This window comes from Planococcus sp. RAB007_Raresut (genome assembly GCF_057369535.1).
This window is the reverse complement of sequence record NZ_JBXYIF010000001.1, coordinates 762,547-778,515: the sequence shown is the minus strand read 5'-3', so window position 1 is coordinate 778,515 and position 15,969 is coordinate 762,547. Positions and strand designations below refer to the sequence as shown.

13 protein-coding genes are annotated in these 15,969 nt (G+C 44.4%); 7 read left to right on the top strand and 6 right to left on the bottom strand.

Annotation, left to right across the window (positions count from 1 at the left end):
* The first annotated feature begins 301 nt into the window (after nt 1-301).
* Nucleotides 302-1,345, top strand: a complete 1,044-nt coding sequence (locus AC2Q9J_RS03795; RefSeq protein ID WP_499037289.1) for a WxL protein peptidoglycan domain-containing protein — start codon at nt 302-304, stop codon at nt 1,343-1,345.
* 93 nt (nt 1,346-1,438) lie between these two features.
* Nucleotides 1,439-2,311: a DUF1028 domain-containing protein gene (locus AC2Q9J_RS03790; RefSeq protein ID WP_499037287.1), complete on the top strand. Its 873-nt coding sequence runs from the start codon at nt 1,439-1,441 to the stop codon at nt 2,309-2,311.
* A gap of 546 nt (nt 2,312-2,857) precedes the next feature.
* Here the strand turns inward: AC2Q9J_RS03790 and AC2Q9J_RS03785 are convergent.
* Both AC2Q9J_RS03785 and AC2Q9J_RS03780 read right to left on the bottom strand, forming a co-directional pair.
* Nucleotides 2,858-6,043 carry an efflux RND transporter permease subunit gene (locus tag AC2Q9J_RS03785; protein WP_499037285.1) on the bottom strand — a complete coding sequence of 1,062 codons (3,186 nt, stop codon included), beginning with the start codon at nt 6,041-6,043 and terminating at the stop codon, nt 2,858-2,860.
* A 111-nt stretch (nt 6,044-6,154) separates the two neighbouring features.
* Entirely contained in the window at nt 6,155-6,874 is a 720-nt protein-coding gene (locus AC2Q9J_RS03780) for a TetR/AcrR family transcriptional regulator (RefSeq protein ID WP_499037283.1), read from the bottom strand.
* A gap of 257 nt (nt 6,875-7,131) precedes the next feature.
* Between AC2Q9J_RS03780 and AC2Q9J_RS03775 the strand changes: the two genes are divergently transcribed.
* Nucleotides 7,132-7,650: a GyrI-like domain-containing protein gene (locus AC2Q9J_RS03775; protein WP_499037282.1), complete on the top strand. Its 519-nt coding sequence runs from the start codon at nt 7,132-7,134 to the stop codon at nt 7,648-7,650.
* A 383-nt stretch (nt 7,651-8,033) separates the two neighbouring features.
* Here the strand turns inward: AC2Q9J_RS03775 and AC2Q9J_RS03770 are convergent, their stop codons facing one another.
* The gene (locus AC2Q9J_RS03770) at nt 8,034-8,501 is read right to left on the bottom strand and encodes a competence protein ComK (protein WP_499037281.1); all 468 of its coding nucleotides are present in this window, start codon (nt 8,499-8,501) and stop codon (nt 8,034-8,036) included.
* 239 nt (nt 8,502-8,740) lie between these two features.
* On the opposite strand from AC2Q9J_RS03770, the gene AC2Q9J_RS03765 reads away from it, so the two are divergent.
* On the top strand, nt 8,741-9,244 hold the full coding sequence (locus AC2Q9J_RS03765; protein WP_499037280.1) for a sigma factor: 504 nt from the start codon (nt 8,741-8,743) through the stop codon (nt 9,242-9,244).
* 106 nt (nt 9,245-9,350) lie between these two features.
* Nucleotides 9,351-10,604, top strand: coding sequence for an ATP-binding protein (locus tag AC2Q9J_RS03760; RefSeq protein WP_499037344.1), 1,254 nt, complete (start codon nt 9,351-9,353; stop codon nt 10,602-10,604).
* 58 nt (nt 10,605-10,662) lie between these two features.
* Here the strand turns inward: AC2Q9J_RS03760 and uvsE are convergent, their stop codons facing one another.
* Complete coding sequence (uvsE, locus tag AC2Q9J_RS03755; protein WP_499037278.1) at nt 10,663-11,544, bottom strand: UV DNA damage repair endonuclease UvsE; 882 nt, start codon at nt 11,542-11,544, stop codon at nt 10,663-10,665.
* 97 nt (nt 11,545-11,641) lie between these two features.
* Here uvsE and AC2Q9J_RS03750 point away from each other — a divergent pair, with 97 nt between their 5' ends.
* Entirely contained in the window at nt 11,642-12,130 is a 489-nt protein-coding gene (locus AC2Q9J_RS03750) for an SRPBCC domain-containing protein (RefSeq protein WP_499037277.1), read from the top strand.
* Between the two features lie 147 nt (nt 12,131-12,277).
* Here the strand turns inward: AC2Q9J_RS03750 and AC2Q9J_RS03745 are convergent, their stop codons facing one another.
* Nucleotides 12,278-12,715 (bottom strand): hypothetical protein, encoded by a 438-nt coding sequence (locus AC2Q9J_RS03745; protein ID WP_499037276.1) that lies wholly within the window; start codon nt 12,713-12,715, stop codon nt 12,278-12,280.
* A gap of 127 nt (nt 12,716-12,842) precedes the next feature.
* Complete coding sequence (locus tag AC2Q9J_RS03740) at nt 12,843-13,601, bottom strand: NRDE family protein (protein WP_499037275.1); 759 nt, start codon at nt 13,599-13,601, stop codon at nt 12,843-12,845.
* 268 nt (nt 13,602-13,869) lie between these two features.
* Here AC2Q9J_RS03740 and AC2Q9J_RS03735 point away from each other — a divergent pair, with 268 nt between their 5' ends.
* Nucleotides 13,870-15,897 carry a putative bifunctional diguanylate cyclase/phosphodiesterase gene (locus AC2Q9J_RS03735; RefSeq protein ID WP_499037273.1) on the top strand — a complete coding sequence of 676 codons (2,028 nt, stop codon included), beginning with the start codon at nt 13,870-13,872 and terminating at the stop codon, nt 15,895-15,897.
* The last annotated feature ends 72 nt before the right edge of the window (nt 15,898-15,969 follow it).

Sequence of the window (15,969 nt, the reverse complement as noted above, 5' to 3'; positions counted from 1 at the left end):
ATCATAAGGATGTTGAATAGAACATAAGTAGTTAGATTTTTCTGTCTATTTAATTTCTTTAAATAAAAATAGTTTGAATTAAAGCATTCATGACAAATAATAGGTAGAAAGCTTGATTTATTGTTACATTTGTTGTAATATAATTGTAATATAAAGGCTGACAGCAATTAAGATGAACTTAAGACTAAATAGAAAGCTCACTATTTTTGCTAGGCTGTACTTACAATTACATTGAAAATTGCAGCTGTGTCAGTGTGACACAGCTATTTATTTTGTAAGAATAATTTACTGGGGGAACAGTATGTACTTGCGTGTTCTTATAATTTGTTTCATGACATTATTAATTCCATTTACGGTGAATGCGGCGGAATCCGCCAATGACTTTAAAGTGAAGGTTTTGCCTGCCGAAGGACAGCACAGTTTTTCGGAAGGTTATTTCCATGTGGATTCAGAGCCCGGCAAAAGCTTGGCACTCGATTTCCAAATAACGAATAACAGCAGCGAGCCGCTCAATTTATATGCGGAAGCAGTCGACGCGCACACCGCAGAAAAAGGCGGAATTCTGTATAGCGCTGACATTGAAGAGAAAGAGCCGGATCAACTTTATATCTCTGATATGGTTAAAGTCCAAGAGACGATCAGTGTCGCTCCTGGCGCAGTGGAAACTGTCCATTTTCACCTTGAGATACCGTACGCAGCCAGCGGCACGATTCTCGGAGGCATTATGCTGACTTCTTTGGATGCTCCCGATCATTTATCGATGGAGGCGCTGAATAAAGGCGGAAGCAATTATACGTTTGAGCAGCCAGGCCAACGTTTGATGGCGATCAAAGTGAATCTTCCTGAAAAAACGGCTTCCGGATTTTCATTAGGCAAAGCTAAATTTGATGCTTTCGACAACCATCTGACGATCAAACTGAACAATGGCAAGCCATCGGTTCTTGAAAATGTTCAAGGAACTTATTCAATCATGGATAAAGAAGGCGAAGTGCTTGCTAACGGCGTAATTAAACCTTTTGCTATGGCCCCGTATTCCAAAATCAATTATCCAATCGACTTGGAAGGCGGAAAATTTGAAACAGGCAAATATGTCCTGATGATCAAAGGGAAGGCCGATGAGAAGGAATTTTTCGCTGAAGAAAAATTCACAGTTACCGACAGCCAGGAAGCAGGAATCGTCAGTCAGACTGAAGATGCAGTGTTACCGTTCAATCGTGAAAATATTTCCCGCACCATAGCCATTTCGCTGGTCGCTTTATTTTTACTGCTGCCGCTGCTTTTGAAATTTAATCGAAGAAATGAAAAAAAAACATTCATGAAGTTTTCCGGAAAAAATAATATCTGATTTAAGACTGCATCTGACTGGTTCAGATGCAGTTTTTATTATGATTAATTATTTCGAAAAATAGGGTAAACTGAAGAAAAGGGGGAATTTGAAATGATACATAAGGTGAAAAAAGAGCAATTGGTGGCTACTTTCTCAATCGTAGGCGCCGACCCGAAAACCGGGGAAGTGGGAGTTGCTGTGCAATCAAAATTCCTGGCTGTCGGAGCCGTTGTTCCATGGGCAAAAGCGAATGTCGGCGCCGTGGCGACACAGTCATGGGCCAACACTAAATTTGGACCGGAAGGGTTGGAACTTCTCGAACAGGGATTGTCGCCGGATGAAGTCATCACGAAACTGGTGGCCGACGATCCAGGCCGCAACTTACGTCAAGTGGCAGTCATTAATGCGGCTGGTGAAGCGAGTGCATTCACGGGGGAAGAATGTTTCGACTGGGCCGGCCATAAAATCGGCAAACACCATTCGGCGCAGGGCAACATCCTCGTCAGCGAAGAAACCGTCACGGCAATGAGCCATTCGTTCGAGCAATCGACCGACCCACTTGCTGAACGCCTCATCAAAGCATTGGCCGCAGCGCAACACGCCGGCGGTGACAGCCGCGGCAAGCAATCCGCCGCCGTCTACGTTCTGCAGGAAGGCGCGGGTTACGGCGGCTACAACGACGTAAAAGTGGACCTACGCGTTGACGACCATCCCGAGCCGATCGAAGAATTGCTGCGTCTTTACGAACTCCATAAAATATTCGGGGAAAGCACCGACGAACAGCTTGATATCGAAGGAGAACTTTTCGAAGAAATCAAAGGCCATCTGGTCCGCCATGGGCTGTTGAAATCGGCCGACCACGCCGGCTATAACGATACCATCAAGGAAGCGTTGAAAACTTTCACCCTTCGCGAAAACTTCGACGACCGCTGGACCGAAGAGCGTCTGATCGACGAAGTCGTGTTGGAGCATTTGCGGAAATGAAAGGTTAGAAGACTAAAGAATAAATAGGGATGGAACTCATCGAAGGACCGGTTGGCTTGAGGGCTGATCGGTTTTTTGTTTTGGGAGAGGGGTGTGAGTGGGAGAGGAATTTGGAAATATTTTCTATAAAAAATCGTGAGTTGATTTGGGGTGCGGCTTGGAAGCTCTGAGGTGCGGGTTGAGTGGTTTGGGGTGCGGGTTGAACCATTTGAGGTGCGGTTAGACGTGTTTGAAGTGCGCTCAGAGTAAAATACATTAATTTTAAGCTTTCCGCAAAAAAGTTGTTTTATATTTCCAGCCAAAAACTCATTAGTTGCGGAAATTACTAAATTAGTTGCGGTCATAAAAATAAAACCACAAATCCCATCCAAGAACCTTCTAAACCCACAGTCCCACTCCGAATCTCACCTCTACCAACAACCCCCAACCAAAAACACCCCACAAAAATAGGAGCCCTCCAACCGGAGGGCTCCATCCATCTATCATTTGAACTTGAACTTGAATTTATTCGCAATCTCAACTTCAATCTCTATCTAATCTAAACTCCTACTTAACATCCTTGCGTCTGAACTTAGCTGTCACTTCATAGACAATCGGCACAATGACCAACGTCAGTAAAGTGGAGCTAATCAGTCCGCCGATAACCGTGATGCCAAGTGCCTGGGAAATCAGACCGCCGCCGTCACCTTCTGCGCCAATGGCAAGAGGGATGAGCGCGCCGATTGTCGCAAGTGCTGTCATCAGGATTGGACGGAGACGTGTGACGCCGCCTTCAAGAAGTGCTTCACGTGTAGTGAGTCCCGCTTGTTCCATGTGAATGACACGGTCGATCAGGACGATCGCGTTGGTGACAACGATGCCGATCAGCATCAATACACCGATCAATGCGTTGACACTCAATGCTTCTCCCGTAATCCATAATGCCACTAGTACACCGATTACAGTGAATGGCAATGAAAACAGGATAGCGAACGGTGCAAGGGCTCCACCGAATGTTACAACCAATACGAAGTAAACGATGGCAATGGCTGCAAGCATTGCAAGGCCAAGCTGCGAGAATGATTCGTTGATTTGTTCCGTGATGCCGCCGTGGTCGATGGAGACGCCGGCCGGCAAATCAAGATCCGCAACTTCTGCATCAACTTCAGTTGTGATTTCAGCTGCGTTATTGCCGAGTACTTCAGCTGACAGGGAGGCGAACATTTGGCCGTCTCTGCGGTTGATTGTGTCAGGAGATTTTCCTTCTTCGACTTCCATTACATCGCCGACTGTTACTGTAGTTCCAAGCGCAGTTGGAATTTCGATGCCGGTTACGTCATCGATATCAGCGTACTCAGTTTCTTCTGTTTCAACATATACGTCGATTTCATTGTCTTCATACTGAACTGTCGTCAAGACAGGTGCTTCGCCGACATCGCTCAAAGCCATGCCGATTTGTGCGGCAGTCAAGCCGTTTTCGCTCAAGGCTTGCTGGTTTGCCACTAAAGTGAATTGATCATATGCTTCAGTCAAACTCGACTCCGTGTTTTCCAGTCCTTCATGGTCTTCCATGATTGGCTGGATTTGATCGATGGCTGCCTGGATGTCTTCCAAATTGTCGCCGTAGACGAATAATTCAAATCCACTTGCCCCCATAGCGGCAAAGTCGAGGCTGCTCCATTCGCCGGCTTCAGTCGAAGCATTCAAGTCTTCGATCAATTTTGTGCTTTCATCGCTGAATTCTTCAAAATCAGAATCGTATTCGATATAGAATAATGCGGAATTATCTCCGCCTCCGCCCATTGCTGCCATCGGATTTCCTCCGCCTAGCGAATACTGGTACGAAGTGACGCCTTCACGGCCGTCGATTGCGCTTTCCGCATCAAGTGCGATAGCTTCTACATCTTCACGTGTCTGTCCTGGTTCAGGGCTGTATGTCGCCATGACCATTTTCTGTTCCTGTTCAGGAAGGAAAGTGACGCCGATTATCGGTAATAGGAACATACTTGCGGCAAGCAGCACTGTGGCTCCGCCAAAAGTGATGATTTTATGGTTTAAAGACCATTCCAATACGCGTTTATAACCAGCTGCCATTTTGCCTGGTTTGTGTTCTTTATTCGCGGCTTTATTGTCATCAAGATTATTCAATTGCTTACGGTACATCAAATGCGCCATCATTGGCACAATCGTTACCGCCACTATCAGCGATGCTGATAATGCAAAGACCATTGCAAGCGCGAATGGCAGGAATAATTCACCGATTTGTCCGCTGACGAGTGCAAGCGGCAGGAATACCGCAATCGTTACGACAGTTGATGAGAAAATCGGCAGGAACATTTCGCGTGTTGCTTCACGGACCAACTCTTTGCCGCGCAATTTTTCACCAGGCAAGCCCATGCGGCGGTAAATATTTTCAATGACGACAATGGAATCATCGATTACCCGTCCGATTGCGACGGTCAATGCGCCGAGCGTCATGATGTTCAGTGTAATATCCATTTGGTTCAATAAGAATATTGCCATCAATAAAGATAAAGGAATCGAAATGATGGAAATTAACGTCGTTTTAAAGCTGCGCAAGAACAGCAAAATGATAACGACAGCGAACAGGATTCCGAAGAAGGCTTTGCTGAGCATCGTTTCAACCGACTTCTCAATTGGTTCCCCTTGGTCAAACGTTGTCGCAACTGTTAAGCCATATTCTTCTTCTACATCAGCAACGATGTCTTTGACATCATTCACAACTTCCACCGTATTGGCATCAGGTGCTTTAACGATGGAGATGCCGATCGATTCTTCGCCGTTTGTACGGGAAATCGATTCTGCTTCACTGACAACTTCAATTTCGGCCAGTTCGCTGAGAGCTACAGTCGGTACGCCGGCAGCGGCAGGTGTCTGCGGTGCAGCCGGAGTGTCAGCTGGTGCTTCCGTCGGTGGTGCCTCCGGTGTCTGTCCTGGAGCTGCTGGTGTTTCACCAGGTGCTCCGGCGCCAGGCGTTTGTGCCTGCTGCGGGATTGCCGGAATCTGCAGATTGCGCAAATCATCGACTGTTGTGATATTGCCGTCAATGACCAGGTTTTTCACTTCGCCGCCAAATTCGGTCAAGCCGAGCGGGAAGGTAAGGTTGGATCCCTGGATCAATTGCTGGATCGTTTCTTGAGTCAACCCATATTGGGCCAATGCTGCTTCATCAAAAGTCATGCTAACTTTCTGCATGCGCTGACCGGAAACCTGCGCGTCCGATAAGCCTTCGACTCCTTCAAGCATAGGGAGGACATTGTCTTCCACGCTTGCAGTCAATTCTTCCAGTGAACTTTCTGGATCACTGATGCTCAATGTTAAAATCGGGAAAGCATCTATACTTAAGCGTGATACCTGTGGCTCATTGGCTGCCTCCGGAAGTGAAATTTCCGATAAGGCATCTTCCAATTCGCGTGTTGCTTCATCCATATCCACTTCAAAATCGTATTGGACTTGAATGGTTGATGCGTTTGCCATAGAAGTGGACGTCGTAAGTTCAACGCCATTCATATTCTGGATCCGCTGTTCGAATGGAACAGTGATTTCGTCCATCACCTCATCGGGTGCAGCGCCTGGATAGACGGTTACAACAGTAACGGCCGGCAACGTGATGCTAGGAATCGATTCCTGTTTCATCGTCAATCCCGCGTAAAGTCCTGCCACGACGACCATGATGGTCAAAATCCAGATGGCGAACTTATTATTTAATGAAAAATCGATAATCTTCTTCAACTATGCCACTCCTCAACGATGATTCTTCAATAGAAGAACTTCTTTTTCAATTTGTTTTTCCTGCGACAGGTAATCCGTCAGCGCTTCAATAAGAAATTCCCGCGGTTCGTCCTACTGCAGTTCCTGGCGCACTAAATCCAGTGACGCCAGCAATCGGGCTGTGTTTTTTGAGTACAGCTTGATATTTGTCTCCATATCTGCAAAAAAGCTGTCGATCGAAAAGTCATTTTCACTCGTCTCCGTGAAAACAGCTTCCATCGAATCAAGCTGCATCGTAATCGCTTCAATGGAAGAAGCGATAAAACGGCTCAATTTGTCGATGGACAATTGCTGGTTTTCAAGGATGATCGTAACCAGATATTCTTTTTGAATTCCTTCAACAACCGTTGTCAGATCTTCCAAAAATGGCTCAATACGAGGTCCGAATGCATCCAGCAGCATCTTTTTATGGAATTTTGAAGATGAGCCGCGCATTTCCTGCATCAAGGAAGTTAACTCATCATTGCCGTCGGTTGGCATATCCTTGAATACCATGATGAAGAAATCCCGGTCGCCCAGAATACTCTCCAGTTCAAATGCCAGTTTCTTTGCAAAAGCTTCTTTTGGCGAAAGCCCCTCAGAAATTTCCAAATGCTCGAGCCCTTCCAATGTATCTTGCTGGTAGCGTTTCATGATGCCTACCAATAAGCTTTCTTTGGAATCATAATGCTTATAGAACGCACCTTTTGAGATATCCACAGCATGGGCGATTTCCTGGACCGATGTCTGATGGAAACCTTTAATGGAAAAAAGATGTACCGCCGCATTCATCAATTCCTGCTTTTTATCCATCGGATCCCTCCTTGTAACTAGCCGGTCACTAATAGTGACCCTTTGGTCATAGGTTAAATCATAAAGTTATTAATTTCCAAAGTCAATTTGGTTGCCCTCAGATTTTATGGAGAATTTGTGACTGGATATAATAAATTTATATTGCAATGTACTTCATAAGTCTGGCTTAAAACTTGTCGCGGAAATTAAAGACTAACTTCAATAAATGAGGGTATTTCTATATTAAAAGATTGTGAATTCAGGGAAGGGGATGTGAAATGACGACAAAAATAAGTGAAGGGCCCAAAGTGGAAACAAGACGGGAACAGCCGTATGTAGCAATTCCTCTCGAAGTGGAATTTTTAGACTGGGATCAAGTCAGAGGTTTGATCGATGAAGTATATAAATGGCTGAAACAGCACAAAATAGAAGCGGTCGGGGAACCGTTCTATCGCTATTGGGTGATTGGCGGCATAGAAGAGAAGTTCAATCTTGAAGTAGGTGTTCCAATCGAGAGGATGGCTTCAGGTGATGAGCGAGTCATTACAGGTTTTATTCCCGGAGGAAATTACGCGACAGCAAAGCATAAGGGACATCCTGACTATTTGGAAGATTCGCTGTATGCGCTCGAACAATGGGCGGTGGATGAAGGGCTCGAGCTCGACAAACGTTATGAAGGCGACACGGAAATATGGAATGGTCGCTTTGAATTTTACTTGGATAAACCGGGCGCAGGCAGACTGGAGGAAATGACGATAGAAATTGCGTTTCTATTAATGAGGGATGACGCTGCTTAACAGAACGATATAAAAGGCACCGGCCACAGAGGATTTTCTGTGGCCGGTGCCTTTTTGGGTGTACATGTCATATGCCTTTCAGAGCTAAACGGGCGCCGTCGCTTTTCTATTGTCCAGACTCCGGCCGCCCAACTCTTCGGGTCATAAGCCAGCCCAATTACGTGGCAAAGAACGCCACTTCATTGGTCCGTCTTATGCCTTTCAGAGCTAAACGGGCGCCGTCGCTTTTCTTATTGTCCAGACTCCAACGGCCAACTCCTCAAGTCGTAAGCCACTTTGGCTGTGTGGCTGGAAAGACGCCACTTCGCCAAATCGTCTTACGCTTGTCGGAGCTGAGCGGCCGTTTCCGCTTTTCGTATTTCCCGGGAAATGAAAAGTCCAGCTCAGTTTTTCTGTCTTGCCTTGGCAGTCGTATAGAAATACAGCATATCGGTCATGCGCATCCTTTGTTTCTTCAAGATGTTCATCGAGACGTTGACATCAATATGTATTTTCCACTGGTCATAATGGATGCGGGTTCTGTTCGGTCCCAGCGATTCGAATCGGTTGTCGTGATTCAGAATCCATACGCAATCTGGATGTGTCGGCGAATGTGTGGGGTAACCCGATAAACCTTCCCATATGAATAAGGTGATTTTTTTATAATGTTTCAGATTATGCCGATTCGCTTTGATGCGGCCTTCGTAAGTCGATGCGGACAGCATGCATGCTTTATCAATCAGCGACAGAACCGAGTCGCGTGAATAATACACGCCATGCTTCGTTACAATTTTTGATTTCCGATCAGTTTCAAATGCGGATAGAACGAATAACACGGATTGATCGATAAAGTATTCATTTTGTCTCTCCAACAACTCACACCTCTTTCTCATTACATGAAAATTCTACCATTCAAAAGTTTTCCAGGCAATACCATTTATCAGAAAATAGTATGTTTTTTGACAATTCATTTAAGTGAACAAAAAGTTTGTGTATTAGAATCTTGCAGTTTGCCTAGGGCAAACTGTTTTCTGCGTGATTAGCTATAAAAAAACGGTTGCTCTATTCTGAATTTACCCGGGAATAAACGAACGTTCAGAAGGAATAGAACATGGAAGATTTTATTGGAATGGACGATTTTAAACTAGTGGAAGAACAGTATGCACCAATGATTTCAGCGCTGATCCGCAAAGTGCATATTTATCGGGATTATGAAATTTATCGTCAAGTGGGAAAAGTTGCACTGTGGCAGGCGTGGATGCGTTTTGACGGAGAAAAAGGTGATTTTACGCCGTTTGCTTTCAAGACGGTCCATGGCGCGCTGCTTGATGAACTGGCCAGGGAAGGAAGGTATGCAAAGCTGTTCATCCTGTCGGATGGCGGTGATTTCGATGAGCTGGAAGCGCCGAAACCGGAAGAAAATCTTCCGGAATGGGTGCTGGGAATTCCTTTGAAAGAGAAGGAACGTAAATTATTGAAGGAATTATTCGTCGAAGACAAGGCGATCAAGCAGCTGGCGGAGCTATATGGGATTTCTGTGGCAGGCATGAAAAAGAAAAGAGCCCGTCTGCTGGAGAAGATAAAGGAAAGTGATGCTTTTATGAACCGGGACTGAATACCAGCCAATATTTATTTGTGGAAAAAAGTTTTCTGATCGGATATTTAATGTATAATAAATTCCGCATAAGCGCTTTTGAAAGCAGGTGGAAATTTTGTTCGAAATGATGACCGGCATGATCAATAATATATTTTTCATCATTTTCCCGATTGTGCTTTATCAGATGCTGGCCGGGGCTGGGAAACGTAATTTCTTTGTAGATTACCGTGTAACAATGACGATCTTGTTTTCTATTTCCATCATTTTATGTATGGTGTTTCCTTATCAATTTCTGACAGACGACTATATATTCGATTTGCGGCAAGTGCCTTTGATCGTCGGTGCATTATACGGAGGACCAGTCATTTCCGCGGTGCTGTTTCTGGTTTCTGCAATCAGCCGGATACTTATTGGCGGAGATGGGATGTATATTGCCGTTCTCAATCTGTTTGTTGTAGCAGCCGGGGTGCCATTTCTCCGTCCAGCTTATATGCGGATGAGCAGGAGCATGAAAGTCGCGACAGTATTCATCATTTCGATTTTATCCTTATTGTTCAATATGATTGCGGGTCATTTGCTGTTCAATGATCCGATACATGACATATTCAACATTTGGCTCATGCTTATGCTGAATCAAGGCTTGATGATCGTTCTGACGGCTTTATTGATTGAACACATTATCCGCCAGGAATTATTGCTGAATACATTGATGAAACATGAAAAGCTGGAAAGTGTAAGCCATTTCGCGGCGGCGGTTTCGCATGAGCTGCGAAATCCCATGCAAAGCATCAAAGGTTTTATCCAATTGATGCAGGCTTACGATTACAGCCGTGAGAAGCAGCTGGAATTCCATGAAACCATTTTGGGCGAAATAAACGCGGCGGAAAGCCTGATTGATGATTATTTGATTTATGCCAAACCGGTTTACGGAGAGCTCGACCGCATGTCGGTCAATGATGAAGTGTGCGGTGTATTGAAATTGCTTGGGCCATATGCGAACAGTCTGGGCGTAAAGCTGTTTTGCCATCCCGCTGAATCCGAGATTTATATCCGGGGAGACCGGCAGAAGTTCCGCCAGGCGATGGTCAATATCATTCGAAACGGTGTTGAATCCATGCCTAATGGCGGCGAAATTATAGCGCGAATAAAAGTGCAGCCCTCAAAAGTGATTGTGGAAGTTGCCGATCAAGGCGTCGGCATGACAAAAGAAGAAGTCGAACGGTTGGGAGAACCGTATTTCTCAAACAAAATCAAAGGCACCGGACTCGGCATGATGGTCACTTACAGCGTCATTCACCAAATGAAAGGCATCATTATCGTCAATTCCGAAAAAGGATTGGGCACTGTTTTTAAATTAGTCTTTCCAAGGCTGGAGTGAACAAAATAAACCGACTGAGAAAAGTGATTTTTCCCAGTCGGTTTTTCTTATGTCTTCATTAATTATTGGCTTTTTCCTTAAGCATTTTAACAAATGGCAGGACGGACTTCTCTTTTAACTTGGCTTCAAACATGATATCTGCATCGGTGCCGCCGAGCAATGTTAATAGTTCCTCAAAATCCTTTTCGGATACAAGTTCATGGTGGCGAAGGTCCGTGAACCCTTCCTTGCCGGTGCTGATATGGATTTTCGGCGTCCCGTAACCTTCCCATGTGGCTAAAATTTCCGCAAAATCCACCGCAGTCCCATCATTATTGCAATTATGATGGTGGATGTCGAAGCAAATTGGCACGCCGCAAAGTTTATGGACATCCAAAACATCACGTATCGTAAATGTTTTATCATCGTTTTCAAGGCGTATCCGTTTCCGTATCGGTTCAGGAAGCTCCAGATAAATATCGGCAAATTGCTGTTTCGCTTTTTCCTTGTCGCCATATGCGCCGCCTGTGTGGACAATGATGTCATTGCCGCCCATCAGTGTAATAAGCTTTTCATGGTAATCGAGATCCTGAATGGATTTTTCGACCACTTCCGGTTTAGGTGAATTCAAGACCGTATATTGCCCTGGATGTACCGAAACCCGCATTTGATGAGTCTCGACAATATCACGGATCTGTCCGGCAATAAATAAGAATTCCGGATCCTCCCACCAGATCCAGTCATTTACGGGATGCGTAGAAAGCGGCACGATTGAACTCGATGCCCGGTAGAAATATATATCATTAGCAAGATTCCAATTGATGATGTCCAGTGTCGTCTGCATATTCTTCAACGTCAATTCCTTAATTTTCCCGACACCTTCCGCTTCAGCTGTCGCCACCCGCAATGTCCGGAAAACCGTCTTCAATTCTGTATTCATACATGCGTATCCTAATCTCATTCCATTCAACTCCTTGCCCAATGTATACCCGGATCTCGGTTACAATATCCGTGCACAAGGGTATACTTATTAAAAAGTTGAAGATGGAGGGTATCGAATGAGGGCAGAAATTACACAACAGGCAAAAGGCTATAAAGCAGTATACGAACGCGAGCTGGCGCACGAATCCCATAAGGTTTGGAGCATGCTGGCCGATAACAGCCGATTGAAATTATGGTTCGATGAACTGCGGATTGCGGAACCGGGAGTGGGCGGAAAACTCGTCTTTGATATGGGTGACGGGAGTATTGAAGAGTTGTCGATCACCGATTACGAAGAAGGGCGAGTCCTTGCATTTGAGTGGTGGGTCGACCACGTGCGCTTTGAAGTGGAAGAAGTAAATGGTGAAAAAAGCGTGTTGCGCCTGATTGAAACGATTGAACGCATTACTGATCAGACAGCCAAAGACCTTGCTGGCTGGCATGTCTGCCTCGACGTCATCGAAGCGATTTTGAATGATGAAAAAATCGACCGCGATTCTGAGTGGCAGCATTGGCATGAAGAATATAAGCGTCTGCTCGACAGCATGACCGTAGAATTCGAATAAAATCAATAGATGAACCCGGCCATTGCGATGAGCGGGTTTTTTGTTTGGGGAAATTTACTATTTAAAATTATTGAGGTGCGGTCAGCCGATTTTTCACAAAAAAAGGAACCCACAAAAGGTTCCTTTCCAATCACATTTCATCTTTTATTAATAAACGTTTTTGCTTTTAGCTGCTGCCGGTTTATGGAAACTGTCCAGCAGCACATAGCCGAATACGATTCCGGCAGTATAAGCGATAGTAGTCAGTCTTGTTTCACTTGTTAACATGAAAGTTGGCATTTGAACGCCAAGGGAAGTGAACGGCAAAAAAGTCATTAAGACAAAGTACAGGGAAGGCACGCCGACTGCGAGAAATTTAAACCAATCAAAGCCGGCGAATTCTTGTTCCTTCCTTTCCAGCAAAAATTTTGGCAACCGCATTACAAATCCAAGTATCACAGGAAATATGGAAATGAATAATAGACGCGGAAACAAATCATAAGTTTCTTGTGCGGTCTCAGCAATACTCTCCTCAATTACTGTACCTATATACACAATAAATCCAATCGCTAATGTCCAGGCAAAGTAATAAATAAATCTCTTCAAAATAATTCCCCCTCTGCGCAATCTCCGTTCCTATAAAAAACTTATATAGTAGGATACGGATTACAAGACAGATAGTTTCATTATTCTGGTAATTTGTCTAATTCTTTGCAGGCGCTTCAGCCAACATTTAAGTAACGCTAAAATCGAATACTTGCTGGCCGGCGAATTCGCCTTTTTCATAGACGCGTTCTGCGAAAGTAATATTGTTATCGTAATCAACAAGCAGGACTGTTGCTGAACGTGTCCCGTAATCAGGAGTTTTGATGAAAATCGGAGACAGGACCCGCTCGAACTCCAAGCCGACTCCTGTCACAGGCAAGTGTGGATCGGCAGCTTGCTCGGCATCCCGTAATATTTCAAATAAATCGTCCGGGTCAGCTTTGCTTGTGCCGTCCAAGTAATTTTCAAGAAGCGATTTCCCTTTCGCCACTTTTGGCCAGGGGGTATTCAGAAAATGATTACTTAAGCCGTGGGTGCCAGCCGATACCTCAATAATCTCCTGCTCAAGGTTATTATAATAAAACAGACTTTCTACATCGCCCAGCAGCACGTTAAACCCGGTGTAAGCATCTGGTTTGAGTGTTTTCAAAAAAGCTTCAGGATCCAAATCGGAAGCTAGATAATCTTTTACCAATGCACCTCGTGAAATTTTTCCCGTTTCGGGTAGTGAAGGATCCCGGTAATTGGTCAATGCAGCAAAACGTCCGGACTTTGTCACCCCTAGCCATGTCCCCATCTGCGAAAGGTCGCGGCCGGCCAGGATGTCTGGCTGATCCTCCCAAAAGTGAGCTTCCCGGGCTGGCCGTCCATAAAACTCATCACGATTCGCAGCGACTACCAGTTTGTATTTAGGATGTTGTTTGTATTGAAAGTTGATCAGGCACATTGAGCCAGCCTCCTTTTTGTTTACATTATATAGAAGCAATGGAGAAGAAAACAGTTCGGGCGACTCCACTACCCTAATTGCTTTTAATAACTTGGACGCTGAACTTATTTGAATATAATAAAATATACAGAATAATAGGTAAAACTAACCGTTCAATTTATTTATTTAAGGTATATAATTACTATTCACGTTATATTTTACAGATTTATCTACTCTAAAAAATCTGTTCATAATAGAATTCCTGCCAAGGATATGGGAGTGTGCAAAAGTGGAGAGCAAAACGGATGAAATCCAGGGATGGTTTGACAAAATCGATGATTTGCTGGTCGCTATAGACAATAAAGGCGCAATCGTCAGAGTCAATCAGGCATGGATCGATTATTGCGAAAAAAATAATTTGGATCAGCCGATAATTCAGGGTGCTGGGGATTATCTGGAATTACTGAATCAGAACAGCAATGCCGAAGCGGCTGACACGATTAAAGAAATTCTGGAGCTGGAAGTTCCTGAATATACAACACATTTTCCGTATACGGATAAGCACGGCAACAAGATATGGTTCGAGGTGAAAATCAAATCCGTAAAGCTGGAACCGAACCAACCGGCCGGTGCTTTAATCTTTCATTCTCCTATGAAAGAAAACGGTATCCAATCGATTACTGTTGAAACCGTTTTGGAAAGCATGACGGACGGCTTTTACCTTTTGGATGATCAATTAAGATTCTTATATATAAATGAAGTAGCCGAGAAAATAATCGGCTGGAAGAAAGCCGATATTCTTGGGGTTAAGGCTCATGAGGTATTTCCGAAGCTGCGGGGGAGCAATCTCGAGCAGCAATTATTGACTGCTTTACGGACGAAAGAACATACCGAGTTTGATGAAAAATTCGCAGATTACGATGGCTGGTCGCATATTAAATTGATTCCGCTGAAAAGCGGCGGGTTGGCGATTTACTTCCAAAACATTGAACAACAGAAACAGCTGGAAGAAAAATTGACTGAGTTTGCCTACTACGATTTTCTGACGGGATTGCCGAACCGTCGAAAGATGACAGAAATCGCATTTTCGCTAAAAGAAAAGAAACGGAAATTTTCTTTTTTCTATATCAATCTCGATAATCTGAAATTCATAAATGCTCTATATAATTATGCGTCCGGCGATAAGGTGGTCGTCAGCGTGGCAGAGAGGCTGCAATCGCTGGCTGATGACCGCTGCCACATCGGCAGGCTTGAAGGCGATGAGTTCATTGTCATCCGCGAATCTGCCCCTGGGGAAAGACTGGAGTTATTTGCTGAAAAATTAATGGATCTCTTTAAAGATCCTTTCATGCTGGCTGATTTTCAATCGGCTTATGTCACCGCAAGCATCGGCATTGCCTGTATTCCTTTTGATACAGAGCGGCTGAGGGATCTGGTGGCTTTTGCGGAAACTGCCATGTACGAAGCGAAAAAAGAAAAAGGCTCTTCTTATTCCTTCTACCGCCCGAAAATGAGGGCGAAGCGGGAACGCCGGGTTTTGATTGAAAAGAGTCTGATGGAATGTCTTGAGGATTCGGGTTTCTATTTTACAGTGCAGCCGCAGATTTCAGGCGGCGGCATCAATTTGTCGGGCATTGAAGTGCTTGCCAGATGGAAGCATCCGGTGCTTGGAGAATTATCACCGCTCGAATTCATCGAGGTTGCCGAACAGTCAGGCACCATTGCCCATTTGACTACGCACCTTTTGCATGAAGTGTTGAAAGTCATCAAGAGTTGGGAACGGCTTTACGGCTGGAATATCAAAACGGCTATCAATATGACGCCGTCACTCTTGGCGAACCCGGTATTTTTTGAAGAGTTTTTCAATCTTCTTGAACAATATCAGGTATGTCCTTCCCTGCTCGAAGTTGAATTGACGGAACATGCCGAAATGGCTTATTCGGAAACGACCATGAGAAATCTGGAGCTCTGCAGAGAAAAAGGGATATCCATCGCCATTGATGATTTTGGGACCGGCTTCTCCATGATTTCTTATCTGACTCAATTTCCAATCAATAAAATCAAGATTGACCGGTATTTCATCCGAAAAATTGGGGAAGACGCGAAATCCGAGGCTGTTTTGAAATCGCTTATTCATTTGGCGCAAAGCATTGAATGCGAGTTATTAGCTGAAGGGGTAGAAAGACCTGAGGAAGTTTTGTTCTTAAAAGAAAATTCTTGTACTGTATTCCAAGGTTATTATTATGATAAACCCTTGAAGATAAAGGATTTTGAAAAAAAATACCTCTCGATGAATGCATTTTCAGCTCAAAAATAATTGAAAATATTATGGGTCTAAAGATTTATTTTACAATGGAATCTGTTAAACTGGAAGTAGAGATAGAAACAG

What these genes read in the sequence shown, in the direction of transcription:
- AC2Q9J_RS03750 (WP_499037277.1), top strand. Translation starts at nt 11,642, where the DNA reads ATGAGGGCAGAAATTACACAACAGGCAAAAGGCTATAAAGCAGTATAC.
- AC2Q9J_RS03775 (WP_499037282.1), top strand. Translation starts at nt 7,132, where the DNA reads ATGACGACAAAAATAAGTGAAGGGCCCAAAGTGGAAACAAGACGGGAA.
- AC2Q9J_RS03780 (WP_499037283.1), bottom strand. Translation starts at nt 6,874, where the DNA reads ATGGATAAAAAGCAGGAATTGATGAATGCGGCGGTACATCTTTTTTCC.
- AC2Q9J_RS03740 (WP_499037275.1), bottom strand. Translation starts at nt 13,601, where the DNA reads ATGTGCCTGATCAACTTTCAATACAAACAACATCCTAAATACAAACTG.
- AC2Q9J_RS03795 (WP_499037289.1), top strand. Translation starts at nt 302, where the DNA reads ATGTACTTGCGTGTTCTTATAATTTGTTTCATGACATTATTAATTCCA.
- AC2Q9J_RS03765 (WP_499037280.1), top strand. Translation starts at nt 8,741, where the DNA reads ATGGAAGATTTTATTGGAATGGACGATTTTAAACTAGTGGAAGAACAG.
- AC2Q9J_RS03790 (WP_499037287.1), top strand. Translation starts at nt 1,439, where the DNA reads ATGATACATAAGGTGAAAAAAGAGCAATTGGTGGCTACTTTCTCAATC.
- uvsE (WP_499037278.1), bottom strand. Translation starts at nt 11,544, where the DNA reads ATGAGATTAGGATACGCATGTATGAATACAGAATTGAAGACGGTTTTC.
- AC2Q9J_RS03760 (WP_499037344.1), top strand. Translation starts at nt 9,351, where the DNA reads ATGATGACCGGCATGATCAATAATATATTTTTCATCATTTTCCCGATT.